Genomic DNA, 24,057 nt, shown 5'->3' with positions numbered 1-24,057 from the left:
CGCGAGCCATGCCTCCCGGGACCGACTCCCGGGGCCGAACCACCCGGGCGGGGCGCGCTACCGTCGCGCCATGCCTGCCGACCCGCGTGCCGTGCTGACCCGGCCCGCCCCGGAGCCCGACCACACAGTGGCGTACGGCGATCACCCGGACCAGGTTGCCGACCTGCGGTCCCCGGCGGGCACCGGACCGGCGCGGCCGCTGGTCGTCGTGGTGCACGGCGGCTTCTGGCGGGCCGAGTACGACAGGCGGCACACAGGTCCGCTGGCCGCCGCGCTCGCCGCACGCGGGTATCCGGTGGCGCAGCTGGAGTACCGGCGCACCGGGCACCCAGGCGGCGGCTGGCCGGGCACCCTGACCGACGCGCTCACCGGCATCGGCGCGCTGCCCGCACTGGCCGCCGAGGTGCTGCCCGACCGGGTCAGCCGGGCGGCTCCGATCCTGCTCGGGCACTCCGCCGGCGGCCATTTGGCGCTGTACGTGGCGGCCACCGCGCCGAGCACGGTGGCCGGAGTGCTCGCCCTGGCCCCGGTGGCCGATCTGGGCGAGGCGTACCGGCGGGATCTCGACTCCGGCGCGGTGGCGGCGCTGCTCGGGGGCGGCCCGGCGGACGTTCCGGACCGGTACGCGGCGGCCGATCCACGGATGTTGGTACCGATGCGAACACGCACAGTAGTCGTTCATGGGTCGGAGGATCAGCAGGTTCCTGTGGCGATGAGCCGTGATTTCGTCGCGGCGGCTCATGCCTCAGGATCCGATATTTCCCTTGTTGAACTGCCCGGACACGAGCATTTCGGACTGATCGACCCGCAGTCCTCGGCCTGGCCCCGAATCGTCGACGTGTTGCGGTCCCTGCACGATGATCAATAGCCATTGACGCAGCGTCGCGGAGCAGGTAGAACGCCGGAGGGGCTGTGTCTTCTGCCCTGCAACACTCCTGGAAGGAACTCGGTGTCGCAGATGAATCGCAGGCGGGCGCTCCAACTCCTGGCCGCGCTCGGTACCACCGGATTCGCCGCCGGTTGCGGCTCCGACACCGACGCCCAGTCCGCCGCCGACCGGAGCCCGATCAAGATCGGTCTGATCACGCCACAGGCCGGCGGCTTCAAGAGCATCGGTGACGACATCACCAACGGCTTCCAGCTCTTTCTGGACATGCACGACCAGCGGTTGGGCGGCCACCCGGTCACCCTGCTGACCGCCGACGAGGGCGACAGCGCCAAGACCGGCAAGGCCGCCGTCGACGACCTGCTCAAGCAGGGCGTGCTGGCGCTCACCGGGGTCGTCAACTCGGCCGTGATGGTCGGCATCCGGGACACCGTGGAGCAGGCCCGGGTCCCCCTGATCGGCTCCAACGCCTCGCCGAGCAGCCTCCAGAGCGTCTTCTACATCTGGCGTACGTCCTACGTGCTGGACGAGGCCGGCCGGGCGCTGGGCCGCTACCTGCGCGACCAACTGCCGGCCAACGGCCGCGTCGCGATCATCATGCCGGAGAACGTCGGCAGTCCTGACGTGGTGCGCGGCTTCCGGCAGGAGTTCGGTGCCACCGACCCGCGGATCGCCGACCCGGTGACCTACACCACCGCCAACCCCAACCCGGGGAAGACCGCGTTCGCCGTGGACATCAACAAGGCGCTGGCCAAGAAGCCGACGGCGGTCTTCTGCTTCTTCGCCGGCAACGCGGCCGTGGAGTTCATCAAGCAGCTGCGCGAGGAGTACTCCGGCCCCGTCTACGCACCCGGCTTCCTCACCGAGGGCACCGTGCTGGAGAACCTCAAGGACAACGCGCTGGGCATCCAGACGGCGCTCAACTACTCGGCCGACCTGAACAACACGTCCAACCGGGTCTTCGCGTCGGCGTACCGCAAGAAGTACCAGGTCACCCCGACCACCTACGCCATGGCGTCGTACGACGCGGCGCAGGTGCTCGACCAGGCCATTCAGCTGACCGGCGGGAAGCCGACGCCGCAGCAGGTCAACCTGGCGCTCGGCAAGATCGGCCAGATCGACAGCCCGCGCGGGATCTGGCAGTTCAACCAGCCGCGTACCCCGCAGCAGAAGTGGTACCTGCGAGAGGTGCAGCGCGACGGCCAGGTCATGTCGAACGTGCTGATCAACGAGCTGGCCACGCTGGGCTGACCGCCCGCGCCCGCAGCAGCAGGGGCCGGCCTCCCGTCGGGAGGTCGGCCCCTGAAGTACGCGGCAGAGTTCGGGTCAGTGCCGCAGTTCGGCGATGCAGCACTTCACGCTGCCGCCGCCCTTCTTCAGCTCGCCCAACTCGACAGGGACGGGGTGGTAGCCGGCGGCCTTGAGCTTGCCGGCCAGCCGGGTGGCCTCGCTGTTGAGCACGACGTTCGCGCCGTCGCTCACCAGGTTGAGCCCGAAGGCCAGGGCGTCCTCGTCGTCCGCGAGCACGGCGTCCGGGAAGAGCTGGGTCAGCACCCGCTGGCTGGCCGCCGAGAACGCTCCGGGGAAGTAGACGACGTTCGCGTCGTCGATGGCGGCGAGCGCCACGTCCAGGTGGTAGAACCGCGGGTCGATCAGGCGCAGCGACACCACCGGCCGACCCAGCGCCTCCTGCGCCTCGGCGTGCGCCGGGGCCTCGGTGCGGAAGCCGTGACCGGCCAGGATCAGGCCGCCGTGCGCCTCCGGCACGTACGCGAAGTCACCCTCGCCCTCGTTGGTCTCGCTCGGGGCGATGAACCGCAGGCCCTGCGCCTCGTAGAAGGCGTGGTGGGCGGCGGCCTCGGCGGCCCGCTGCTCGTGCTTGAAGCGGGCGCCGTAGACGCTGCCGTCCACCATGAACGCGCCGTTGGCGGCGTAGACCATGTCCGGCAGGCCCTGCTCGGGGGTGAGCAGGTGCACGTCGTGGCCGAGGCCGACAAGCGTCTCGCGCAGCCGGTCCCACTGCTTGACGGCCAGATCCCGGTCCACCGGGGTGGTCACGTCCATCCACGGATTGATCGCGTAATCGACCGCGAAGTGCTCGGGCGAGCACATGAGATATGTCCGCTTTCGCGAGACTCGCTGCTGGTTCACGGTCACCAAGAGTAGGTACCGTGGAACTTTGGTAACAGCCACAACCGTTGCTTCCCAGAGGCGGAACGTTGCAGATAGACGCGGTAGACCAGCGGATCATTGCGTTGCTCGTCGCCGACGCCCGTGCGTCGTACGCCGACATCGGCACGCGGGTGTCACTCTCCGCCCCAGCGGTCAAGCGCCGCGTCGACCGGCTGCGGGCCACGGGCGTGATCAGGGGATTCACGGCGGTGGTCGACCCGGCCGCCGTCGGCTGGACGACCGAGGCGTTCGTCGAGCTGTTCTGCGCGGGTCGGACCACCCCGGCGCAGATCGGCGTGGCCGCCCGTCGGCACCCGGAGGTGGTGGGCGCGTACACCGTCTCCGGCGAGGCGGACGCGCTGGTGCACCTGCGCGCCGCCGACATCGCCCACCTGGAGGCGGCCCTGGAGCGGCTGCGCGCGGAGTCCTTCGTGACGTCCACCCGCAGCACCATCGTCCTGTCCCGGCTTGTCGAGTCCCCGGGCGTCGGCCCGTCCACCGGGGCTTGACCTCAAGCCGCGTTGAGGTGTTGGACTCGTGGCGGCCTGGCACGACGCGAGGGGACTTCATGCGGGCGATCTGGTTACGTGAGTTCGGTGGGCCGGAGGTGCTGGTGCCCAGCACGGCACCCGACCCGACGCCCGGCCCCGGCCAGGTGTCGATCAACGTCGCCCACGCGAACATCACATTCGTCGAGACCCAGCAGCGCTCCGGCCGGCCCGGCCCGTTCCGGGTCACACCCCCGCTGATCCCCGGCAACGGCGTCGGCGGCGTGATCACCTCCGTCGGGCCGGACGTCGACCCGGCGCTTGTCGGAAAGCGGGTGGTCAGCTCCACCGGCGGCTCCGGCGGGTACGCCGAACGCGCCGTCGTGGACGCGGCAGCGCCGATCGAGGTGCCCACCGGCCTGCCGCTCGACGAGGCGGTGGCGCTGCTGGCCGACGGGCGTACCGCCACCATGCTCGTCGACGCCGTCGGCGTACGCCCCGGCGACCGGGTGCTGGTGGAGGCCGCGGCAGGCGGCGTGGGCAGTCTCCTGGTGCAGTTGGCCGCCCGGGCCGGTGCCCGGGTGATCGGCGTCGCAGGCGGGCCCCGCAAGGTGGACCTGCTGCCCGCGTTCGGTGCCGACCTGGCCGTCGACTACCGCCGGCCGGGCTGGGCCGAGCGGGTCCGGAACGAGATGGGCGGTGTCGACGTGGTGTTCGACGGCGTCGGTGGAGACATCGCCGCGACGGCGTTCGACCTGCTGGCACCCGGTGGCCGCATGGTCAGCTTCGGGCTGGCCAGCGGAGCCTGGTCCCCCATCCCGCCCGAGGCCGCCACGGCACGACAGGTCACGCTGGTCCGGCCGGACGTGCCGCCCGAGCGCCTGCGGGCGTACACCTGGCAGGCCCTCGCCGACGCGGCGGCCGGCCGGCTACGACCGCTGATCGGGCAACGCTTCCCGCTGGAGCGCGCCGCCGACGCGCACGCCGCAATCGAGGCGCGCGCGACGGTCGGCAAGACGCTGTTGGACGTCTCCTAGAGGTACATGCCGGTGCGGTGGTCCGACTCGTCGCGGCGGACCGGCTTGTCGCCCTCGCCGAAGAACCGCTTGCCGCCGAACTCTCCGTGCAGGCGGTCGTCCAGCTCGTCGGCGAGGCCCGTCATCACCTGCACGGCCAGCATCAGATGCGTCGCCTGGAAGTTGCGGCCGAACACCGGGATCGACGCCCACACCGTGTCGTCGGCGCAGTACAGCCGCCCGATCGGCATCCGGTTGGTCAGCTCGGAGAGCTTGACGTAGAGCCGCTCGGTCGGCTCCACCTCGGTCAGGACCGGGGAGAAGACATCCACGAGCGGCGGGTTGTCGCGCACCCGGACGAAGACCATCGCCGAGCCGGCGCGGATGGTGATGTCGCCGTCCGAGTCGATCTGCAACCGGTCGGTGTCCGACTTGAGCATGGTGGACACGACCGTACGCACCCGCTCGGCCAGGTCGAGCACGTCGTCCTGCTCCACCTGGGCGGCGGCCTCGGCCAGCGCCTCCTCCAGGTCGGCCTCGACGTCGGCGTCCGGGCCGAACTCGCTGCGCGCGGTGCCCAACGCCTCCACCGCCAGCGGCTCGCCCTCGGCGTCGTGCACCAGATAGACGAGGAACGCCGGGTGCGGTGCGCCGTAGACGTCCCGCAACGTCCGGGCGAGCAGCGCGGCGATCCGGGGTGCCTCCGCCGTCGTACCGTCCAGCCCGAAGGCGTTGCCCGAACCGGTCACCACACCCGGCGGCGACCAGCCGAGCGCGATCATGTCGGCCACCGCGGCGCGGTCCAGCCGGTAGCCCGCAGGCAGTGCGGCATTTCCGACCGCCCGCGCGGAGAGGCCGCCGGCCTCGTCCACGTCCACGCTTATCGAGTAGACGGCGTCCCCCGTACCGGAGGCGGTCGGATCCAGGGTCAGCTCAAGGTGCGCGCCCGCGGGCAGCTCCGGCAGACGTACGGCCAGGGCGCGGGCGAACTCCTGCCACGCCTCGGTCACCTTGGCCCGCAGGTCGGTGCTGCTGGGTTCGTCGAGCAGAATCGAATCCGCCGCTCCGCCAGGCAGCTCACCGTCCGGCGCCGAGGGGTGGTCAGCCGTCATGATCGCCTCCGTCCGTCACGGCCACCCTACCCACGCCGTGCGGCTGGCGAATCAGGCCGGACCGGGATCGGACATCGAGGGGCGGTCGGCACCCAGCTCCACCGGCCAGGTGGCCGCGAGGGCGCTGAGGCGGGCCGCGGCGTCCGCCGGGTCGGCGCCCCGACCCACCGCCAGACCGAGCAGGTACGCGCTGACCGGCGCACCCGGCCGCAACACCTGGTGGGCGACGTCGCGGGCGACGTCAAGCACCGCCGGCACGGGCACCTGGGTCGCGTCCAGGTCCAACTCGGCGCAGGCCGCCGTGACCCAGTCGTCCATGACCGTCATCGCACCCACTCCTCCGCCCGGCGTACGTCCTCGTCAGTGTCGCAGTCGAACCAGGGCGGCGGGCCGGCACCGGCCCAGGGCACCTCCCCGACGAGGAGGCCGCCCAGCAGCGCCCGTACGGACGCCCCGGCCAGGTCGCCGCGACGTTCCACCGCCAGCCGGTCCAGCCCCGCGCACAGCGCGGCGACCCGCCACACCCCGCACAGCGACTGCCGCCTACCGTCGGCGTCCACGAAGCACACCCCGTCGAGCTGCCGCCCTTCGTCGAGGTGGGTCAGCAGGTCACCGATCGCCGCCCGGGTGAGCAGCGGCAGGTCGGCGGCGAGCAACGCGACCACCGTCGTGTCGGGATCGAGCAGCGCCAGACCCGCCGCCGCCGCAGCGACCGGCCCCCCACCGGCAGGGGCCTCCCGGGTGACCCGCACGCCGGGCGGGACGACCTCGGCCGGGCCGACCAGCACGCGCGGCGCGGCATCGGCGACGGCAGCCAGCACCCGGTCACGCATCGACCGGCCGCCGACCGGAAGCGCGGGCTTGTCCACCCCACCCATCCGGCGGGCGGCCCCACCCGCGAGCACCACTGCGGCATACGACCCCATCCGGTCACGGTAGCCGTGCCGCCCCCGGTCGGTGACCGATGCCTGTGCGTGTGCGGACGTACCGCTGCGGGTGCAGGATGGCGGGATGGGACGGGCGACTGACCGACGGGGCGTACTCCGGATCGACCTCGACGCGGCGGCCGACGGACGCGGAGCCGTCCGACGGCCGGACACCCTCGCGGTGGAGGAGCCGCTGGAAATCCGGGTCGGTGCCGCCGGCCCCGGCCGACGCCGCCCCCTCGCCGTCACCATGCGTACGCCCGGCGACGACCTGGACCTGGCCATCGGGTTCCTGCTGACCGAAGGGCTCATCCGGTCGACCGACGACGTGCTGACCGCCCAGCTCTGTGCCGGCGCGGAGACGCCCAACACGTACAACGTGGTGGACGTGGTGCTCGCCCCCGGCGTACCGGAACCGACCACCGACCCGTCCCGGAACTTCTACACGACCAGCTCCTGCGGCGTCTGCGGCAAGGCCAGCATCGACGCGGTCCGTACCCGGTCGCTGTTCCCGGTCTCGGCGGACCCGCTCACCGTGCCGGCCACCCTCCTCGCCGAACTGCCCGACCGGCTGCGCGCCGCCCAACGCGGCTTCGACCGCACCGGCGGGCTCCACGCGGCGGGCCTGTTCACGCCCTCCGGCGACCTCGTGGTGCTCCGCGAGGACGTGGGCCGGCACAACGCGGTGGACAAGGTGATCGGCTGGGCGGTGCGGGAACGCCTGCTGCCCCTGGCCGGGCACCTGCTGCTGGTCTCCGGCCGGGCCAGCTTCGAGCTGACCCAGAAGGCGTGGATGGCAGGCCTGCCGCTGCTGGCCGCCGTGTCGGCGCCGAGCACCCTCGCCGCCGAGCTGGCCGAGGAGGCCGGGATGACGCTTGTCGGCTTCCTGCGTGGCAACACGATGAACGTCTACGCCCGACCCGAGCGGGTCACAGTCTGATCACCAGCTCGTCCATCAGCCCCAGCCGGAGCACGGCGTCGCGGGCCAGCAGGAACCCGGCGATGCCGAGGATCCAGCCGAGCATGCCGCCGGAGTGCCGCACGATCCAGGCGTTGAGCCGGCCCAGCACCGGCTCGACAAGCCTCGGCCACGCCAGCCGCGCCCCCAGCAGCAGCACCGCCGGCACCACCATGACCAGGCAGTAGCCGGCGAGCAACCCGACGATCTGCGCCGCGCCGAGCCCGGAGGTGGTCAGCAGGCCGACCGCGCCGAGGTACGGCAGCATCGTCGCCACCTCCGCGAGCGCGGCGAGCAGCGCCAGCCCCACCAGCCAGCGCGTCGAGGAGTCTCCGGAGGTCGCCCGGTCCCGCCACCGCAGCACGCCGCCGCCGCGCGGACGTCGTTTGCCGTCGTAGCGGAAGCTCAACGCGAACAGCCCGACCCCGAGAGCGAGCTGCGCCCAGAGCACCGGCCGGTTGTCCAGCGCCCCGCCGAGCACGTCGGCCAGCCGGCTGCCGCCCACCACAAGCAGCAGCCCGAGCCCGAAGTAGAAGACGACGATCGTGCCGAGGTAGACGAGGATCCGCCGGGCGTTGATCCTCCCGGGCGCGAGCAGCAACCAGACCGGGATGAAGAGGGTGCCGATGCTGGTGCTGTCGACAAGTGCCAGGCCGGTGAGCGACAGCAGCAGTCCGACACTCATGTGCGGTGTTCACGTGGTGGGGGCATCTGCTGATTCTGCGGCGACGTCACGCCTGATGACTCGCCCCGTGGGACGAACGTCCACTACATCCTTCGACGGACCACACCGGGGCGTACGGGCCGTCGGCGCGTGCCGGGCAGCCGCCTAGCGTGGTCGAGCGCCGTCGAGGAAGAGCGCGACGAGTTGGGCGCTGCCCTCGGGTTCGTTCATGAGGTCGAGCGCGCGGGCGAGATGGAGGAACGCGTTCGTGAGGAGCCAGGGATCGCCCCTGACGTCTCCTGCCTCGACCGCTTCGCGGAAGAGCCCGACGACCGGATCGAGGACGCCGCTCACGTACCGCTCGGACACGTCGGTCCTCGTCTCCTCGGAGACGAGGTCGAGCGCGTCGTAGACACGTTGCTCGAAGGAGATGGCCCGGGTGGGGTGCTCCGCCGAGACGACTGCGAGAGCCCGCAGCCGCTCTTCCAACGGCCCCTCGGTCGCCAGCGCCGCCGCGATGCGGGTACGGAGTTGCTCGACGAACCTCAGCGCCACGGCCGAGTAGAGCGCCTCCTTGCCACCGGGGAAGTGGTGGTAGATGGACGGCTTCTGGATGCCGACCGTCCGTGCGACGCCGACGAGCGAAACCCCCTGGTAGCCCACGACGGCCAACTGCTCACTGAAGGCGGCCACGATCTGTGAACGGGTGTCCGCCACTGCGGTCATCGACTCCTCCGAGCGTGGTTCAGGGCCACAACGCAGGCGGCGACTCCGACGAGCACAAGCGTAACCAGGGCGACGAGAGCCACCGGTGCCGCGGAGAGCACGGCACCCCCTTCGAGCTGGCGAGCCGTGTCCACGACGTGGCTGAGCGGGTTGACGGCCGCGACCGTGCGCATCCAGCCGGCGAGTTCGTCCACCGGAGCGAACACGCCCGTGAAGAACGACAGCCCGAACACGGCGAGGGTCACGAGGTTGGTGCTCGTCGCCGAGGCGGACCGGATCGCGACGGCGACGCTGAGCAGCGCGATGCCCAGGCCGAGCGCGAGCAGCAGGACGATCATGGCGGTCACCCCCGCCCAGCTCTGCGGCCGGTAACCGATGAGCACCGCCCCGGCGATCGTGGTGAGCATCCCGACGGTGACGGCGACGAGCGCCGCGACGACGGCCCCGACCAGGAACGGGGTGGCTGTGCCGTGTGCCAGCCGGAGCCGGTCGAGGTAACCGCTGCTGACGTCCCGCAGGACGAGCGTTCCCGCCGTGCCGGCGCCGGTGGCCACACCGGTGAGCAGGATCAGCGGCAGCAGGAACGAGATGAAGCTGCCGCCCGCGAGATAGCCGCTGCCGACGGTGCTGAGCTGCCCCGAGTAGATGAGCAGGAAGAAGAGCGACTGCGCGACCGGGGCGACCAGGAGGGCCGGGGAGCGCAGGACCGCCCGGGTGGAACGCCTGGTCGCGGCGACGGTGACCGCGGCCCCGCGCGCGGGGGCGGGAGAGACGGCGAGAAGTGTCACGTTGTGGCGTCCTTACCGGTCGGGCCCGCGTCAGCGGGCGGCGAGAGCGACGAAGACGTCGTCGAGCGAGGGTTCGGTCAGGCGGATCTCCTCGATGCCGCCGGCGGACCGACCGATGTCGTCGAGCGCGGTCCTCAGCGCGTCCGGGTCGCCGGAGAGTGCGAGGCGCACCGTCCGTGGCTCCCCGGGCTCGGCGCGGAACAGGGCACGCGCGCGGGACAGGAACTCCTGTGCGGTGGGCTCGTCGGTCAGCCCGAGGGTCAGGGTGCGCTCGCCGACCCACCGTTTCAGCGACTCGGGGGAACCCTGCGCGGCGACCGCGCCGTCGCGCAGCACCACGATGTCGGTGGCGAGGACATCGGCCTCGTGGAGGTCCTGGGTGGAGATCAGGAAGGTCCGGTCGTTCTGGTTGAGTCGTCTCAGCTCGGTCCAGAACTCGAGGCGGCTGAGCGGATCGAGGCCGGTGGTCGGCTCGTCGAGGATCACGACCGGGGGTTCGGAGACCAGGGCCACGGCGAGGTCGACCTTCCGACGCGTTCCGCCGGACAGCTTCGAGATCCGTGTCCTGCGCTGCTCCCCCAGGCCGAAGAGTTCGAGAAGTTCCCGGGTACGGCGTGCGGCGGCCGGTCGGCCGAGCCCGAGCGCGACGCCCTGGAAGTCGAGCACCTCGGTCGGGGTGGCGAGCGGGTCCAGTGCGTTGGCCTGCGGCGTCAGGCCGATCAGCCGTCGGGCTTCGCGAGCCTGGGTGACCGTGTCGTGTCCGTCGACGGTCACGGTGCCGGACGTGGGGGTGCGCAGCGTCGCGATGATCTCCAGGAGGGTGGACTTTCCCGCCCCGTTGTGCCCGAGGACCACCGTGCGGCTGCCACGTTCGACCGTCAGCGAGAGCTGATCCAGTGCGTTCCGGGCTCCGTAGGACTTCGTCAGGTCGTTGACGACGATTGCGGGGTCGGTGGCCATGACGGCCACCCTACCTACCGGTAGGTCGGGAGGCCGGACGGAGTGACGCGACAGACACACGAGGGCCGCGCGACACCGGTCAGCCCCGGCCACGTCGACGCCTCCTGCGCGGGCGGACCACCCCGGGCATGCCGACCGACGGCCAACCGTCCAGCTCCGACGGGGGCACACCGCGCCGCAGCAGGTCGTCCAGGAGCAGGGCGAGCGAGTAGTCAGGAGTCAGACTCAGCGTGCGTTCCAGCGCCACCGCCGCCAGCGCACCCTGCCCGGCTCGCCACGCGGCGAACGCCAGCAACGAGCCCGGCGCCGCGGTCAACTCCGGGTCGGCCCGACGCAGCACGTCGGTCCAGAGAGCGATGTCCCGATCCCGACCATCGGTGCGCTCCCACGCGTGGTCACGGATCGGCAGATGGGTCAGCAGCACGCTCAACCAGGCCACCTCGTCGTCGTCGAGTCGTACGCCCCGCCCCTGCGCGCGCTGCGCCTCGCGGACCGCCGCCACCCCTGCGGAACGCAGGGCCCGACCGCCGAGCAGATCGCTCGCGGGCGCCTGCCCGACCAGCTCGGTCAGCCTCAGCCGGGCGCGGGCGGTGGCGGCGCGGGCCGCGGCCGAGGCGTCGTCGGACACCGGTGCCACCTGCGCCACGAGGGCGGCCCGGTCCGGCAGGGCGACCTGGCCGGCGAACACCGCCGAGGCGGTCACCTGGTTGGCCGAGGCGTCGTGGCGCCGGCCTTCGGGAGGGCAGCAGTCGGCCTCGGCGCAGAGGTAGGACCACCAGCGGTCGCCGGTGACCCGCAGCGCGTCGAGCACCTCCAGCCCGACACCGGCGAGGGCGAGACGCACCGCGTCCACACTCGGTGTCACCCGTTCGGGAGGCCCGTAGCCGACCACGGTGGCGGACTCCGCGCCCTGGCGCAGGATCACCCCGGCCAGGTGCCGGGCCGGCTCGGCCGGGTCGGTGGACGGGGCCGGCAGGTCGGCGCGGGCGGCGAAGATGATCTGCCGGCCGCGCAGCGCCACCGCGACGACGCTGTCGGCGGGATGGAAGCCGAGCAGGTACGGCACGGCGGCGATCAGGTCGGCGGGTGAGCGGACGGCGAGCTGGGTACGGTCGGTCGAGGTCATGTCGGGAGCCTGCGACCCGCCCAGCCGTCCCCGCCGCCCCTGTGGACGACACGCGGCTTATCCACAGTTACCGAGCGTATTTGTCCAGGTGGACGCGTTCCGATGTGCTCACACGACACAGATGTGTCACGGGGAGCGGTTACCGTGCGCTGATGGACCTGGCGTACCTGCGCGCGCATCCGGCACACCTGCCGACGTTCCGTACCCACCAACGGATCCGGGAGACACCCGTCGCCGGAGGGGACATCTGCGCGGCGGCCCGGCTCACCCTCGACGACGGGCACTCCGTCTTCGCCAAGTCCTGGCCCGAACAGGCCGACCGTCAGGTGCCTGAGGGTTTCTTCGAGACCGAGGCGGCCGGCTTGCGCTGGCTGCGGGAGGCGGGCGCGGTCGCCGTACCCGAGGTGCTCGTGGCGCTGCCCGACCTGCTGGCGCTCGACTGGGTGGAGCCCGGCGAGCCGACGCGGGAGGCGGCGGAGCGGTTCGGCCGCGAGCTGGCCGACCTGCACCGGGCCGGCGCCCCCACCTTCGGCGCTCCCTGGACCGGCTTCATCGGGGCGCTCGAGCAGGACAACACCGCCGACGACGGCCCCTGGTCGACGTGGTTCGCCGAACGGCGACTCGCCCCCCACCTGCGCCGCTCGGTCGACCGGGGCTCTCTGACGCTCGAGCACGCCGCGCTTGTCGAGCAGGTGGTGGGCCGATTGGGCGAGTTCGGCGGCGACGAGCCGCCGGCGCGCATCCACGGCGACCTGTGGCCGGGCAACGTGCTGTGGGGCGCGGACGACAGGGTCTGGCTCGTCGACCCGGCGGCGCACGGCGGGCACCGGGAGACCGATCTCGCCCAGCTGGCGCTCTTCGGCGGCCTCCCCCACCTGGACACGGTTCTGGCCGCCTATCGGGAGAGCTGGCCGCTGTCGGCCGGCTGGCGCGAACGGGTTCCGCTGCACCAGCTCCACCTGCTGCTCGTGCACACCGCGCTGTTCGGCGGCGGCTGGCGCGATGCGGTGGTCGAGAACGCCCGTGCCGCCCTCGGCCGGGCCAGGCGCGCTACGGTCGACAGGTGAGCGTCGCCCCGCGGTCCGACGGCGTCCTCGTCGACCGGTACGGCCGCGTCGCCCGGGACCTGCGCGTGTCCCTGACCGACAAGTGCAATCTGCGCTGCACCTACTGCATGCCTGCCGAGGGGTTGCCCTGGCTGGCCGGCCCCGAGCTGCTCACCGACACGGAGATCGTCCGGCTGGTCCGGTTGGCCGTCGAGCGGCTCGGCGTGACCGAGGTGCGGTTCACCGGTGGCGAGCCGCTGATCCGCGCCGGCCTGGTGGACATCGTGGCCTCGGTGGCCGCCGTCGAGCCCCGCCCCCGGATCTCCCTCACCACCAACGGCATCGGCCTGGACAAGCTGGCCCCGGCGCTGCGTACGGCCGGTCTGGACCGGGTGAACGTCTCCCTCGACACGCTCGATCCGGCCCGGTTCACCCAGCTCACCCGTCGTCCCCGGCTGGACGCGGTGCTCGCCGGGCTCGCCGGGGCCGCCGCCGCCGGTCTCGACCCCGTAAAGATCAACTCGGTGCTGATGCGCGGCGTCAACGAGGACGAGGCGCCGGCGCTGCTCCGCTTCGCCCTCGACCACGGCTACCAGCTGCGGATCATCGAGCAGATGCCGCTGGACGCCCAGCACGGTTGGGACCGCGACACGATGGTCACGGCCGAGGAGATCCTCGCGTCGTTGCGTACCCGATTCGACCTCAGCCCCGACCCGACCGAACGCGGCGCGGCCCCGGCGGAGACCTGGCTGGTCGACGGCGGCCCGGCCCGGGTGGGGGTGATCGCCAGCGTCACCCGTCCCTTCTGCGGTGACTGCGACCGCACCCGGCTGACGGCCGACGGCCAGGTCCGCGCGTGCCTCTTCGCCACCGAGGAGTCCGACCTGCGTGCCGCGCTTCGCGGCGGCGCGGACGACGAGGAGCTCGCCCGACGCTGGCGCACCGCCATGTGGGGCAAACGTGCCGGGCACGGCATCGACGACCCCACCTTCCTCCAGCCGACCCGCCCGATGTCCGCGATCGGAGGCTGATCCGTGGACCAGGCACCGATGACCGTCCGCTACTTCGCGGGTGCCCGCGCCGCAGTGGGGCGCTCCGAGGAGGTCGTACCGGCCGGCCGTTCCCTCGACGACCTCACCGTCGATCTGGCCCAGCGGCACGGTGACCGTCTCGCCGCCGTGCTGCGCGTCGCGAGTTTCCTCGTGGACGGCGTCACCTGTCATGATCGTGCGACACCCCTGCCGGGCGGGGCCACGATCGACGTCCTGCCGCCGTTCGCGGGCGGCTGAGGGAGGCGCACAGATGTTGGCGGTTGTGGGGTTCGTGACTGTCCTGGCGCTGGTCACCGGCCTCATCCACCTCTACCTGTGGAAGCGGCTCGTCCGGGACACCACCACACCGGGTCGCTGGCGGCGGGCCGGCGGGATCGCGGCGCTGGTGCTGGCGTTCCTCGTGCCGGTCACCCTGACCAGCACGCAGGCCGGCCTCTACTGGCTCGCCTGGCCCGGTTACCTGTGGCTCGCGCTGATGCTCTACCTGCTCGTCGTGCTCATCGTGCTGGAAGTGCCGATGCTCGTCACCCGGCTGGTGCTGCGTCGCCGGGTGGTGGCCGCCGAGCCCACCACCGCCGCGCCCGAGCCGGTGCTCGTCGGCGCCGCCGGGCCGGCCGAGCCGCCGGCCGCCGCCGCCACCGCGACGCCAGACCACGACCCGGCCCGTCGGCTGCTGCTCGCCCGTGGGGCGGCCATCTTCGCCGGCCTCACCGCCGCCGGCATCACGGGGTACGGCGTACGCACCGCTCTCGGCCCGCCGCGACTGGACCGGGTGCAGATCCCGCTCGCCAAGCTCCCGCGATCCATGGACGGCCTGCGCATCGCCACCGTCTCCGACATCCACCTCGGCCCGCTGCGCGGCCGCGCGCACACCGAGCGGATCGTCGCCGTCATCAACCGGCTCGACGCCGACCTGGTGGCTGTCGTCGGTGACCTGGTCGACGGCTCGGTGGCCGAGTTGGGTTCGGCCGCCGCGCCGCTTCGTGACCTGCGCTCCCGGTACGGCAGCTTCTTCGTCACAGGCAACCACGAGTACTACTCAGGCGTCGAGGAGTGGGTCCAGGAGGTCGACCGGCTCGGCCTGCGGGTCCTGCAGAACCGGCGGCAGGAGATCCGGACACCGGGCGGCGTGCTCGACCTGGCCGGGGTCAACGACGTGTCCGCCGCCGGCACCGGGCTGGCCGCCCCGCCCGACTTCGCCGCCGCTCTTGGCGACCGCGACCCGAGCCGGCCGGTGATCCTGCTGGCGCACCAACCGATCGCCGCGGTCGACGCCGCGAAGTTCGGTGTCGACCTGCAACTGTCCGGGCACACCCACGGCGGGCAGATGGTGCCGTTCAACCTGGCCGTGCGGCTGGAGCAGCCGGTGGTCAGCGGGCTCGGCGAGGTCGACGGCACGAAGGTCTACGTGACCAACGGCGCCGGTTTCTGGGGCCCTCCGGTGCGGGTCGGCGCGGAGCCGCAGATCAGTGTGGTCGAGTTGCGCTCGGCATAGCGGACGTCACGTCCGCGCGTGGCGGCGGGCGGCCCGCGCGGCGGGCGTGACAGGATGCGGCGTGCCCCCGTTCAGCGCCGTACCCTCCGGTGGCCTTCCGCCATTCGTCGCGGACCTGCACATCCACTCGAAGTACTCGCGCGCGTGCAGCCGGGACCTCACCCTGCCGAACCTCGCCTGGTGGGCGCGGCGCAAGGGAATCGCAGTGCTCGGCACGGGGGACTTCACCCACCCCGCCTGGTACGACCACCTGGTGGAGACGCTGCGCCCGGCGGAGCCGGGACTGTACCGGCTCGACCCTGAGGCGGAGCGGGACGTCACCCGCCGGCTGCCGCCCCGGCTCGCCCGTACGACCGACGCGGACGCCGTCCGGTTCATGCTGAGCGTGGAGATCTCCACCATCTACAAGCGGGACGACCGGACCCGCAAGGTGCACCACCTGATCTACCTGCCCGATCTGGAGGCGGTGGCCCGGTTCAACACCGCGCTGGGGCGGATCGGCAATCTCGGCTCCGACGGCCGGCCGATCCTCGGCCTCGACTCGCGGGATCTGCTGGAGATCACCCTGGAGGCGAGCCCGGACGGGTACCTGGTGCCGGCGCACATCTGGACGCCGTGGTTCTCCGCGCTGGGCTCGAAGTCCGGCTTCGACGCGATCGCGGACTGCTACGCCGACCTGGCCGGGCACATCTTCGCCGTGGAGACGGGTCTCTCCTCCGACCCGGCGATGAACTGGCGGGTCGGCAGCCTGGACGGCTACCAGCTGGTGTCCAACTCGGACGCGCACTCTCCGCCCGCGCTTGGCCGGGAGGCGACAGTGCTGACCGCCCAACGGGACTACTTCGCCGTCCGGGAGGCGTTGCGCACCGGCAACGGGCTGGCCGGCACCATCGAGTTCTTCCCGGAGGAGGGCAAGTACCACGCGGACGGGCACCGGCTGTGCGGGGTCAACTGGTCCCCGGAACGCACCCGGGCCGCGGGCGGACGCTGCCCCGAGTGCGGCAAGCCGCTCACCGTGGGCGTGCTCAGCCGGATCGAGGAGCTGGCCGACCGTCCGGAGGGGCACCGCCCGGCGCATGCCCGCGAGGTCACCCACCTGGTGCCGCTGGCCGAGATCCTCGGCGAGATCAACAAGGTGGGCGCCCGCTCGAAGAAGGTCGAGGGGCGGTTCAACGAGCTGCTGGCCGCGCTGGGCCCCGAACTGGAGATCCTGACCGGGACGCCGTTGCCGGACATCGCGCAGGTCGGCGGCGAGCTACTCGCGGAGGGCATCGGCCGGCTGCGGCGCGGTGACGTCCGCCGGGTGCCCGGCTACGACGGCGAGTACGGAGTGATCACCCTGTTCGACCCGTCCGAGCTGGGTACGCAGGAGACGCTGTTCGACGTACCCGTACCCGTGCCCGCGCAGCGGCGCCCCGCGGAGCCGGCGCCCCGGGCCGCGGCCAAGCGCCAGGCGGCGCCCAGGGCGGAGCCGAAGCGCAAGGCCCCGGCGCCGCCGCCCGCCCCGCCGATCGCGTCGCCACCGTCGCCACACGAACCCTTCGAGCCGATGCTCTCCGGCATGGAGGAGGTCGGCACGGGTCTGCTGGACCGGCTGGACGCGATGCAGCGGGTGGCCGCGTCCGCGCCCGGCGGGCCGCTGCTCATCGTGGCCGGTCCGGGCACCGGCAAGACGCGGACGCTCACCCACCGGATCGCGTACCTCTGCGCCGAGCTGAACGTCTTCCCGGAGCACTGCCTGGCCATCACGTTCACCCGCCGCGCGGCGGAGGAGCTGCGGCACCGCCTCGACAGTCTGCTCGGCCCGGTCGCCGAGGACGTCACAGTGGGCACGTTCCACGCGCTGGGGTTGACCATCCTGCGGGAGAACGCCGACGCGGTGGGCCTGCCTGTCGGATTCCGGATCGCCGACGACGCCGAGCGGGCGGCGGCCCGGTCGGAGGCCGGCGACGACCCCGCCACCTACACGGCGCTGCTGCGCAAGCAGGACCTCGTCGACCTGGACGAGCTGGTGAGCCTGCCGGTGGAGCTGCTGCGGGCCGACCGGAAACTGGTCCAGCGGTACCGGGACCGCTGGCGGTGGATCTTCGTCGACGAGTACCAGGACGTCGACGCGGTGCAGTACGAGCTGCTGCGGCTCCTCAGCCCCGCCGACGGCAACCTGTGCGCGATCGGTGACCCGGACCAGGCGATCTACTCGTTCCGGGGTGCCGACGTCGGCTACTTCCTGCGCTTCTCGGAGGACTTCACCGACGCCCGACTGGTCCGGCTCAACCGCAACTACCGCTCCTCGGCCCCGATCCTGGCCGCCGCCGTGCAGGCCATCGCCCCGTCCTCGCTGGTCCGGGGCCGGCGGCTGGACCCGGCCCGCCTCGACCCGGAGGCGCCGCTGGTCGGCCGGTATCCGGCGGCGTCGGTCGCCGAGGAGGCCGACTTCGTGGTGCGTACGGTCGACGAACTGGTCGGCGGGCTGTCCCACCGTTCACTGGACTCGGGCCGGATCGACGGCCGGGCCACCTCCTTGTCGTTCTCCGACATCGCGGTGCTGTACCGCACCGACGCGCAGGCCGCGCCGATCGTGGACGCCCTGGCCCGGGCCAACATCCCGGTGCAGAAGCGCTCACACGACCGGCTGCGGGACCGGCCGGGCGTGGCGGCCATCGCACGGGAGCTGCGGCACGCCGACGGGTTGGCCGGCTCGCTGGCCGCCCGGGTGCGCCTGGCCGGCCAGGTGGTCGCCGAGCGGTTTGCGGTGCCCACCCTGGACGGCGCCGGCGGGGCTGTCCGCCCCGAGGACGTCCGCTCGGCGGTGGACCTGCTGACCCCGTTGGCCCGTCGCTGCGGCGACGACCTGGAGGCCTTCCTGTCGCAGTTGGCCACCGGCGCGGAGGTGGACGCGCTCGACCCGCGCGCGGAGGCGGTCACCCTGCTCACCCTGCACGCCGCGAAGGGCCTGGAGTTCCCGGTGGTCTTCCTGGTCGGGGCCGAGGACGGGCTGCTGCCGCTGCGCTGGCCGGGCTCGACGCCGGACGAGGACGCGGTCGCCGAGGAGCGCCGTCTCTTCTTCGTCGGTCTGACCCGGGCCCAGGACCGCCTGTACGTCAGTCACGCCGCCCGACGTACCCGGCACGGTGTGGAGCGCGAGTGGAGTCCGTCGCCGTTCCTGAACACGATCGACCCTGGCCTGTTCGAACGGTTCGGCGAAACCGAGCCCCGCCGCCCCAAAGACCGCCAGCTCCGCCTGATCTGACCGTGACCAGCCCGGCGATCTTGCACTCTCGGTTGCCGTGATGCTCTGATCCGCTCCTTTCGCCCCAACAGAAAGTGCAAGATCGCCGGGGAGGGTGGGGGTTACGTCACGAGCACCGCGAGCCAGGTGCCGGTTAGCAGGGCCGGGCCCAGGGGGAGCAGCGTTTTCCGGTTCGCTCTCCGGGTGGCCAGCAGGGTGAGCACCAGGGCGCCGTGCAGCAGATGCGGCAGGAGCAGGCCGGTGAGCAGGGCGTCGCGGCCCAGCCAACCGAGCGGCAGGCCCAGGACGGCTGCGAGTTTCACGTCCCCGAAGCCCAGCCGTGACCCGGGGAGCAGAGCCAGCAGCACGTGGGCCGCCCCGGCGACGGTCGCGCCGGCCAGCGCGCCGAGCAGCCGCGCCGGGTCGTCGGCCAGCACCGCAGCGCCGGTCAGGCCGGCGAGGGCGAGCACTCCCGCGGCGAGGACGAGCGGGTCGGGCAGCCGCAGGCAGACCAGGTCGACCCGGGCCAGCACCAGCCCGACCGCCGCCACCGCCAGGAACACCGGCAGCGCCGGATCGTCACCCCGGGAAACGGCGAGCCCTCCGAAGACCACAGCCGCCACCACCGGCCCGAGCCGGAACCACCTGCCGCGCCGGACGGGCGGCCCCGTGAAGTGCCAGGCCAACGGGGGTACGACAAGACCGACCAGCCCGCCGAGCACCACCACCCCGAGCAGCGCGGCCGCCGACATGGGCCGGACGTTACCGGCGGTCCCCCACCGGCGCGGCCCCCGAACGCGTTTCCGCGCTGACCCGGCGCGGCCGTTCGGTGCTCACCACCACCGCCACCCCGGCCACAATCACCGCGCCGCCGAGCAGGGTCTGCGCGGTGACCGGCTCGGCCACCAGCAGCGCGCCGAGCGCCACCGCGACCGCCGGATTGACGTAGGCGTACGTCGAGACCAGCGAGATGGGTGCGTTGTGCAGCAGCCACACGTACGCGGTGAAGGCCACGAGCGAGCCGGCCACCATGAGGTACACCAGCGCGACCCAGGACCTGGTACTGACCGACGCGGGGTGGAAGTCGCGCAGTTCGCCCCGGCCGGCGGCGATGACGGCGAGCACCAGCGCGCCGGCAAGCATCTCGTACACCGTTGCGACGAACGGGTCGGCGGGCATCCGCAGACGTCCGGACAGGAATGATCCGACCGACCAGGAGACGGCCGCCGCGACCACTGTCAACGCCCCGACCAGCGGCACCACGCTCGTGCTTCCCGCCGGCAGCACGAGCAGCACCAGGCCGACGAAGCCCACGGTGACCCCGACGAACGTCCACGCCGGTGGCCGGTCCCCGGTGCCGGAGCGCAGCAGCACCACGAGCAGCGGCACGGTCGCCACCAGCAGCGCGGCGATGCCGGAGGGCACCGCCACCCCGGGCGGCCCGGACTCGGCGAGCACCACCAGGCCATTGCCGCCGGCGAGCAGGAGCACCCCGACGAACGCGGCGGAGGCGAGCTGCCGGCGGTCCACCCGCAGCGCGCCCGGCCCGCGACGCAGCCGTAGCACCACGGCGAGCACCAGACCGGCGGCGGCGAACCGCATCGCCGCCGACGTCAACGCGGGAAGCGTCTCCACGGCGATCCGGATGGCCAGATAGGTGGAGCCCCAGAGGACGTAGACCACGATCAACGCGGTCCAGATCAGAGTCGGTGCGGGGCCGGGGCGGCCTGCGGCACTCGTCGGAGATGAGCTCATCGGTGGACCACGCTACGGTGACGTCGGAGCCCGCGTCCCGCTTTGGTGGCCGGCCTCTCACCACTCGTGCAGGAGGGCGGCATGACGAGCTACGGACCACCGGGTGGCGGCGTGCCAGGGGCATGGCGTGGGCAGCGGCCCGACGAGACGCCCGGTCGCCCGGCGCAGCAGCCGTACCCGTCGGTGCCCCAGCCGTACCCGCCTGCGCAACCGGGCCGCCCCGGTCCCTACGGTGACGGCTCCTACGGTGGGGCGCCCCCCTACGGCGGCGAGTCCTACCGGCCGGCCGAGCCCGTGACGCCGTACGGCGGGCAGCAGTACCGGCCCGACGACCGTCAGTACGGCGGGGATCCCGAACCGCCACCGGATCGCTCGGGCCGCGGGCCGTTGCTCGCGGTGCTCGTCGTCCTGCTGCTACTCGTGGCCGGCGGCGGCGCGTACTGGTTCTTCAGCGGTCGGGACGACCCGGCACCTGTTGCCGCGCCGACCGCCTCGGCTCCGGCAGTGGACACCGCACCGAGTGTGGACGCCGCCGAGCCGGCACCGAGCGCGGCGGCACCGGAGTCGTCGGCCGACCCGCGATTCGCCAAGGTGGGCCAGTGTGTCCGCAACGACGGCGCGGCAGGCGGCAAGCCCAAGCTGCTGATCAGCGAATGCGCACCGAAGTCGTACCAGGTGTTGAGCCGGATCGACGGCGCGACCAGCGGCGAGCGTGACGCCGAAGCCAAGTGCGCCAAGGTCGAGGGCTACACCAACTGGTACTTCTTCGACAGCGAACTGGACACCCTCGACTTCGTCCTCTGCCTCAAGCAGCGCTGAGCCCACCCACCCTGGGGATGACATGACGACCTACGGCCCACCGGGCTCCGGGCAGCCGGACGACCCGTACCAGCGCCCGCAGACCGGCTCCGACGGCCCGCCGCCGGTCGACCCGACCCTGCCGCAGTGGGGTCCGCCACCGTCCGGCGACGATCCGACCCGGCAGCAGTGGGGTCCCCCGCCGAGCGGCGAGGAGCCGCCGACCGCGCCCCTGTGGGGCCCGCCGCCGACGTCGGGGCCTGGCTACCCGCCGCCCACATCGGGGCCTGGCTACCCGCCGCCCACGTCGGGGGCGGGCTACCCGCCGCCGCCCGGCCCGTTTCCGCCGGCCGGCCCGACGCCGGGAGCGGTGCCCGGAGCGTGGGGTCCGCCGGTTTCCGGCGGGTACCCGATGCCGCCCGGCCCACCGGCGAAGAGGTCGGGAGGGAAGATCGCCCTGATCATCGGCCTCGTGGTGGTGCTCCTGCTGTGCCCGTGTCTGGGTCTGGCGGGCTGGGCGATCTGGAGGGCCGCCGACGCGGGCGACGACACGTCGTCCGCCCCGCCGACGAGGACGAGCGCCCCGATCGTCCCGCCCGCGCTGCCCAGCGCCGCGCCGAGCCCGAGCGAGGACGAGGACGAGTTCGCCAAGGGTGACTGCGTGGTGAACGACGGGACCGAGGACGACGCGGAGCTGCGCAAGGTGTCCTGCGCTCCGGGCACGTACCAGGTTCTGCTGCGGATTCCGGCGACCACCGACGGGGACCGCTGCGAGACGCTCGCGCCGCAGGCCACAGCGAACTACGTGCACGACAACTCGATCGACCTGTTCGACTACGTGCTCTGCCTGAAGAAGCGGTGACCGGGTGGAAGCAGTGACCGGTAGACAAAACTAGGGCTGTCTAGCGTGGACGCTAGAAATCCCTAGTTTGTTGTCGACGATCCCCGACACGCGGTAGCCGCATCTATCCATGTCTAGCCCCCCAGCTAGATGGCCCGATACTCTGCGATGCGTGGATCCGGTCCGCAACCCGTACGCACCTGGCGCCGGTCAGCGCCCGCCCGAACTCGCCGGGCGGGGGCGGGAGCTGGACGTCTTCGACATCGTGCTGGAGCGCATCGCCCGGGGCCGCCCCGAGCGCAGCCTGATGCTCACCGGGCTGCGCGGCGTCGGCAAGACCGTCCTGCTGAACACCCTCCGGTCGCAGGCGATCAACAGGCTCTGGGGCAGCGGCAAGATCGAGGCCCGACCGGACCAGTCGCTGCGCCGGCCGGTCGCCGCCGCGCTGCACATGGCCGTCCGGGAGCTGGCTCCCCGCCACCGGGCACCGGACCGCATCGACGCCTTCCTCGGCGTCCTCAAGGCATTCGCCCAGCGGTCCACCCCGACCGGTCGGGCCGGCGCGTCCACCAAACTCCGCGACCGGTGGCAGCCCGGCATCGACGTGCCCGCCGCCAGCGGCCGGGCCGACTCCGGTGACATCGAGATCGACCTGGTCGAGCTGCTCAGCGACGCCGCCGCCGTGGCCAGCGACGTGGGCACCGGCATCGCCATCTTCATCGACGAGATGCAGGACCTCGGTCCGGAGGACGTGTCGGCACTCTGCGCCGCCTGCCACGAGCTGTCCCAGCTCGGCGCGCCACTCATCGTCGTCGGCGCCGGCCTGCCGCACCTGCCGGCAGTGCTCAGCGCCGCCAAGTCGTACTCCGAACGGCTGTTCCGCTACCAGCGCATCGACCGGCTCGACCGGATCGCCGCCGACCAGGCGCTCTGCGCGCCGGCCGATCGGGAGGACGTCGAGTACGAGCAGAAGGCTCTCGACCTGCTCTACGAGAAGTCCGGCGGCTACCCGTACTTCGTCCAGGCGTACGGGAAGGCGACCTGGGATCACGCGCCCCGCTCACCGATCACCGCCGCCGACGTACGGGTCGCCGCGCCGGAGGCGGAGGCCGAGCTGGCTGTCGGCTTCTTCGGCTCCCGGTTCGAACGGGCCACCCCCGCCGAACGCGAATACATGCGGGCGATGGCGACGTTGTCCCTGGTGGAGGGCGAGTCCGGCGGCGTGGTCCGCGACGACATGGACGCCGCGGTGCCGACCGCGGAGATCGCACGGGCCCTCGGCCGCAAGCCGGCGAGCCTGTCACCGGCCCGGGACGCCCTGATCAAGAAGGGGCTGATCTACTCCGGCGAACGCGGCACCGTGGCGTTCACCGTGCCCCACTTCGGCCGGTACCTGCGCACCCAGCCGGCCTGACCGGCCCGGTCAGACCCGGGACCAGGGGGCCGGAAAGAGCACCTCGCCGCGGGGCGGCGCCCCCTCCTCACTGGTGGACGGCGGCAGCACCAACGCCTGCCAGGGCTCACCGAGGCCGGCCCACGGGCTGGTCAACCCCAGGTCGCCGGCCGGTCCGAAGCCGAACCGGCGGTAGAAGGCCGGATCGCCGAGGACCACCACGAGACGCTCACCCAGCTCGGTGGCGGCGTCCAGGGCGGCCTGTACGACTGCCGTCCCGTGCCCGACGCGCTGCCGGTGCGGGGCCACCGCCACCGGGCCGAGCGCCAACGCCGGCGCTGCGCCTCCCGGGTCCGGTCGGACCCGGACGCGGCTCAGCAGCGCGTACCCGACCACCTCGCCGCCGTACTCGGCGACCATGGCCAGCTCCGGTACCCAGGCGTCGGTGCCGCGCAGCTCGTCGACGAGAACCACCTCGGGCGGCGTCGGCACGTCGGGGCGGGCGAAGGCGGCGGCCAGCACCCGACGTACCGGCCCGGAGTCGGCCGGGTCCTCGGGGCGTAGCCGCAGCGTGGTCACCCGCGCGACGTTACCCGCCACGGCTCGTCCATCAGCGATGGTCGCTC

25 protein-coding genes are annotated in these 24,057 nt (G+C 72.8%); 13 read left to right on the top strand and 12 right to left on the bottom strand.

Going from position 1 to position 24,057, the window contains the following annotated elements; all coding sequences use genetic code 11:
- Nucleotides 1–70 precede the first annotated feature (70 nt).
- Together ACFY1S_RS15045 and ACFY1S_RS15040 are read left to right on the top strand one after the other, a co-directional pair.
- The gene (locus ACFY1S_RS15045) at nt 71–868 is read left to right on the top strand and encodes an alpha/beta hydrolase family protein (RefSeq protein ID WP_387117392.1); all 798 of its coding nucleotides are present in this window, start codon (nt 71–73) and stop codon (nt 866–868) included.
- Between the two features lie 81 nt (nt 869–949).
- Complete coding sequence (locus ACFY1S_RS15040; protein WP_387117389.1) at nt 950–2,137, top strand: ABC transporter substrate-binding protein; 1,188 nt, start codon at nt 950–952, stop codon at nt 2,135–2,137.
- Between the two features lie 75 nt (nt 2,138–2,212).
- Here ACFY1S_RS15040 and ddaH read toward each other — a convergent pair whose 3' ends face one another.
- The gene (gene ddaH, locus ACFY1S_RS15035) at nt 2,213–3,046 is read right to left on the bottom strand and encodes a dimethylargininase (protein WP_387117386.1); all 834 of its coding nucleotides are present in this window, start codon (nt 3,044–3,046) and stop codon (nt 2,213–2,215) included.
- A 59-nt stretch (nt 3,047–3,105) separates the two neighbouring features.
- Between ddaH and ACFY1S_RS15030 the strand changes: the two genes are divergently transcribed.
- Both ACFY1S_RS15030 and ACFY1S_RS15025 read left to right on the top strand, forming a co-directional pair.
- Entirely contained in the window at nt 3,106–3,567 is a 462-nt protein-coding gene (locus ACFY1S_RS15030) for an Lrp/AsnC family transcriptional regulator (protein WP_354814963.1), read from the top strand.
- Between the two features lie 59 nt (nt 3,568–3,626).
- Nucleotides 3,627–4,583 carry a zinc-binding dehydrogenase gene (locus ACFY1S_RS15025; RefSeq protein ID WP_387117382.1) on the top strand — a complete coding sequence of 319 codons (957 nt, stop codon included), beginning with the start codon at nt 3,627–3,629 and terminating at the stop codon, nt 4,581–4,583.
- Here ACFY1S_RS15025 and ACFY1S_RS15020 read toward each other — a convergent pair.
- Genes ACFY1S_RS15020 through ACFY1S_RS15010 form a run of 3 tightly spaced genes read right to left on the bottom strand, consistent with a single transcriptional unit; the run spans nt 4,580 to nt 6,600 of the window.
- Nucleotides 4,580–5,674: a hypothetical protein gene (locus ACFY1S_RS15020; RefSeq protein WP_387117379.1), complete on the bottom strand. Its 1,095-nt coding sequence runs from the start codon at nt 5,672–5,674 to the stop codon at nt 4,580–4,582. The two genes, ACFY1S_RS15025 and ACFY1S_RS15020, sit on opposite strands and share 4 nt — an antisense overlap.
- 51 nt (nt 5,675–5,725) lie before the next feature.
- Nucleotides 5,726–6,001, bottom strand: coding sequence for a DUF6457 domain-containing protein (locus tag ACFY1S_RS15015; RefSeq protein ID WP_387117376.1), 276 nt, complete (start codon nt 5,999–6,001; stop codon nt 5,726–5,728).
- The gene (locus ACFY1S_RS15010; RefSeq protein ID WP_387117372.1) at nt 5,998–6,600 is read right to left on the bottom strand and encodes a molybdenum cofactor guanylyltransferase; all 603 of its coding nucleotides are present in this window, start codon (nt 6,598–6,600) and stop codon (nt 5,998–6,000) included. Before ACFY1S_RS15010 ends, ACFY1S_RS15015 begins: the two co-directional genes overlap by 4 nt.
- 85 nt (nt 6,601–6,685) lie before the next feature.
- Between ACFY1S_RS15010 and fdhD the strand changes: the two genes are divergently transcribed.
- On the top strand, nt 6,686–7,540 hold the full coding sequence (fdhD, locus tag ACFY1S_RS15005; protein WP_364370314.1) for a formate dehydrogenase accessory sulfurtransferase FdhD: 855 nt from the start codon (nt 6,686–6,688) through the stop codon (nt 7,538–7,540).
- Here fdhD and ACFY1S_RS15000 read toward each other — a convergent pair.
- The 5 genes from ACFY1S_RS15000 to ACFY1S_RS14980 all read right to left on the bottom strand — a co-directional run bounded on the left by ACFY1S_RS15000 (nt 7,530) and on the right by ACFY1S_RS14980 (nt 11,822).
- The gene (locus ACFY1S_RS15000) at nt 7,530–8,243 is read right to left on the bottom strand and encodes a GAP family protein (protein ID WP_387117369.1); all 714 of its coding nucleotides are present in this window, start codon (nt 8,241–8,243) and stop codon (nt 7,530–7,532) included. The genes fdhD and ACFY1S_RS15000 overlap by 11 nt on opposite strands.
- A 144-nt stretch (nt 8,244–8,387) precedes the next feature.
- Complete coding sequence (locus ACFY1S_RS14995; RefSeq protein WP_387117366.1) at nt 8,388–8,948, bottom strand: TetR/AcrR family transcriptional regulator; 561 nt, start codon at nt 8,946–8,948, stop codon at nt 8,388–8,390.
- On the bottom strand, nt 8,945–9,736 hold the full coding sequence (locus tag ACFY1S_RS14990; protein ID WP_387117363.1) for an ABC transporter permease: 792 nt from the start codon (nt 9,734–9,736) through the stop codon (nt 8,945–8,947). Before ACFY1S_RS14990 ends, ACFY1S_RS14995 begins: the two co-directional genes overlap by 4 nt.
- 30 nt (nt 9,737–9,766) lie before the next feature.
- Nucleotides 9,767–10,696 (bottom strand): ATP-binding cassette domain-containing protein, encoded by a 930-nt coding sequence (locus tag ACFY1S_RS14985; RefSeq protein ID WP_387117360.1) that lies wholly within the window; start codon nt 10,694–10,696, stop codon nt 9,767–9,769.
- Between the two features lie 79 nt (nt 10,697–10,775).
- Complete coding sequence (locus tag ACFY1S_RS14980; RefSeq protein WP_387117357.1) at nt 10,776–11,822, bottom strand: DUF4192 domain-containing protein; 1,047 nt, start codon at nt 11,820–11,822, stop codon at nt 10,776–10,778.
- A 152-nt stretch (nt 11,823–11,974) separates the two neighbouring features.
- Between ACFY1S_RS14980 and ACFY1S_RS14975 the strand changes: the two genes are divergently transcribed.
- The 5 genes from ACFY1S_RS14975 to ACFY1S_RS14955 all read left to right on the top strand — a co-directional run bounded on the left by ACFY1S_RS14975 (nt 11,975) and on the right by ACFY1S_RS14955 (nt 18,665).
- Entirely contained in the window at nt 11,975–12,889 is a 915-nt protein-coding gene (locus ACFY1S_RS14975) for a fructosamine kinase family protein (RefSeq protein ID WP_387117355.1), read from the top strand.
- Entirely contained in the window at nt 12,886–13,899 is a 1,014-nt protein-coding gene (gene moaA / locus ACFY1S_RS14970; protein ID WP_387117352.1) for a GTP 3',8-cyclase MoaA, read from the top strand. Before ACFY1S_RS14975 ends, moaA begins: the two co-directional genes overlap by 4 nt.
- A gap of 18 nt (nt 13,900–13,917) precedes the next feature.
- Nucleotides 13,918–14,157 carry a MoaD/ThiS family protein gene (locus tag ACFY1S_RS14965; protein WP_387117696.1) on the top strand — a complete coding sequence of 80 codons (240 nt, stop codon included), beginning with the start codon at nt 13,918–13,920 and terminating at the stop codon, nt 14,155–14,157.
- A 13-nt stretch (nt 14,158–14,170) separates the two neighbouring features.
- Complete coding sequence (locus ACFY1S_RS14960; RefSeq protein WP_387117349.1) at nt 14,171–15,415, top strand: metallophosphoesterase; 1,245 nt, start codon at nt 14,171–14,173, stop codon at nt 15,413–15,415.
- 61 nt (nt 15,416–15,476) lie between these two features.
- Nucleotides 15,477–18,665 carry a UvrD-helicase domain-containing protein gene (locus tag ACFY1S_RS14955; RefSeq protein ID WP_387117346.1) on the top strand — a complete coding sequence of 1,063 codons (3,189 nt, stop codon included), beginning with the start codon at nt 15,477–15,479 and terminating at the stop codon, nt 18,663–18,665.
- 101 nt (nt 18,666–18,766) lie between these two features.
- On the opposite strand, the gene ACFY1S_RS14950 is transcribed toward ACFY1S_RS14955, so the two are convergent.
- Nucleotides 18,767–19,396 (bottom strand): prepilin peptidase, encoded by a 630-nt coding sequence (locus ACFY1S_RS14950; RefSeq protein ID WP_387117343.1) that lies wholly within the window; start codon nt 19,394–19,396, stop codon nt 18,767–18,769.
- A gap of 10 nt (nt 19,397–19,406) precedes the next feature.
- Nucleotides 19,407–20,399, bottom strand: a complete 993-nt coding sequence (locus ACFY1S_RS14945) for an EamA family transporter (RefSeq protein ID WP_387117340.1) — start codon at nt 20,397–20,399, stop codon at nt 19,407–19,409.
- 294 nt (nt 20,400–20,693) lie between these two features.
- Between ACFY1S_RS14945 and ACFY1S_RS14940 the strand changes: the two genes are divergently transcribed.
- The 3 genes from ACFY1S_RS14940 (at nt 20,694) to ACFY1S_RS14930 (ending at nt 23,452) form a co-directional block, all read left to right on the top strand.
- A complete protein-coding gene (locus tag ACFY1S_RS14940) occupies nt 20,694–21,218 on the top strand; it encodes a hypothetical protein (RefSeq protein ID WP_387117693.1) in 525 nt (174 codons plus the stop codon).
- Between the two features lie 391 nt (nt 21,219–21,609).
- Entirely contained in the window at nt 21,610–22,059 is a 450-nt protein-coding gene (locus ACFY1S_RS14935) for a hypothetical protein (protein ID WP_387117690.1), read from the top strand.
- A 151-nt stretch (nt 22,060–22,210) separates the two neighbouring features.
- On the top strand, nt 22,211–23,452 hold the full coding sequence (locus ACFY1S_RS14930; RefSeq protein ID WP_387117337.1) for an AAA family ATPase: 1,242 nt from the start codon (nt 22,211–22,213) through the stop codon (nt 23,450–23,452).
- A gap of 9 nt (nt 23,453–23,461) precedes the next feature.
- Here ACFY1S_RS14930 and ACFY1S_RS14925 read toward each other — a convergent pair whose 3' ends face one another.
- On the bottom strand, nt 23,462–24,010 hold the full coding sequence (locus ACFY1S_RS14925; protein ID WP_387117334.1) for a GNAT family N-acetyltransferase: 549 nt from the start codon (nt 24,008–24,010) through the stop codon (nt 23,462–23,464).
- Nucleotides 24,011–24,057 lie beyond the last annotated feature (47 nt).

It is taken from the genome of Micromonospora sp. NPDC000663 (genome assembly GCF_042898105.1).
Lineage (GTDB): Bacteria > Actinomycetota > Actinomycetes > Mycobacteriales > Micromonosporaceae > Micromonospora.
Note: the sequence above shows the minus strand (reverse complement) of the source record. Positions and strands in the feature narration are given on the sequence as shown.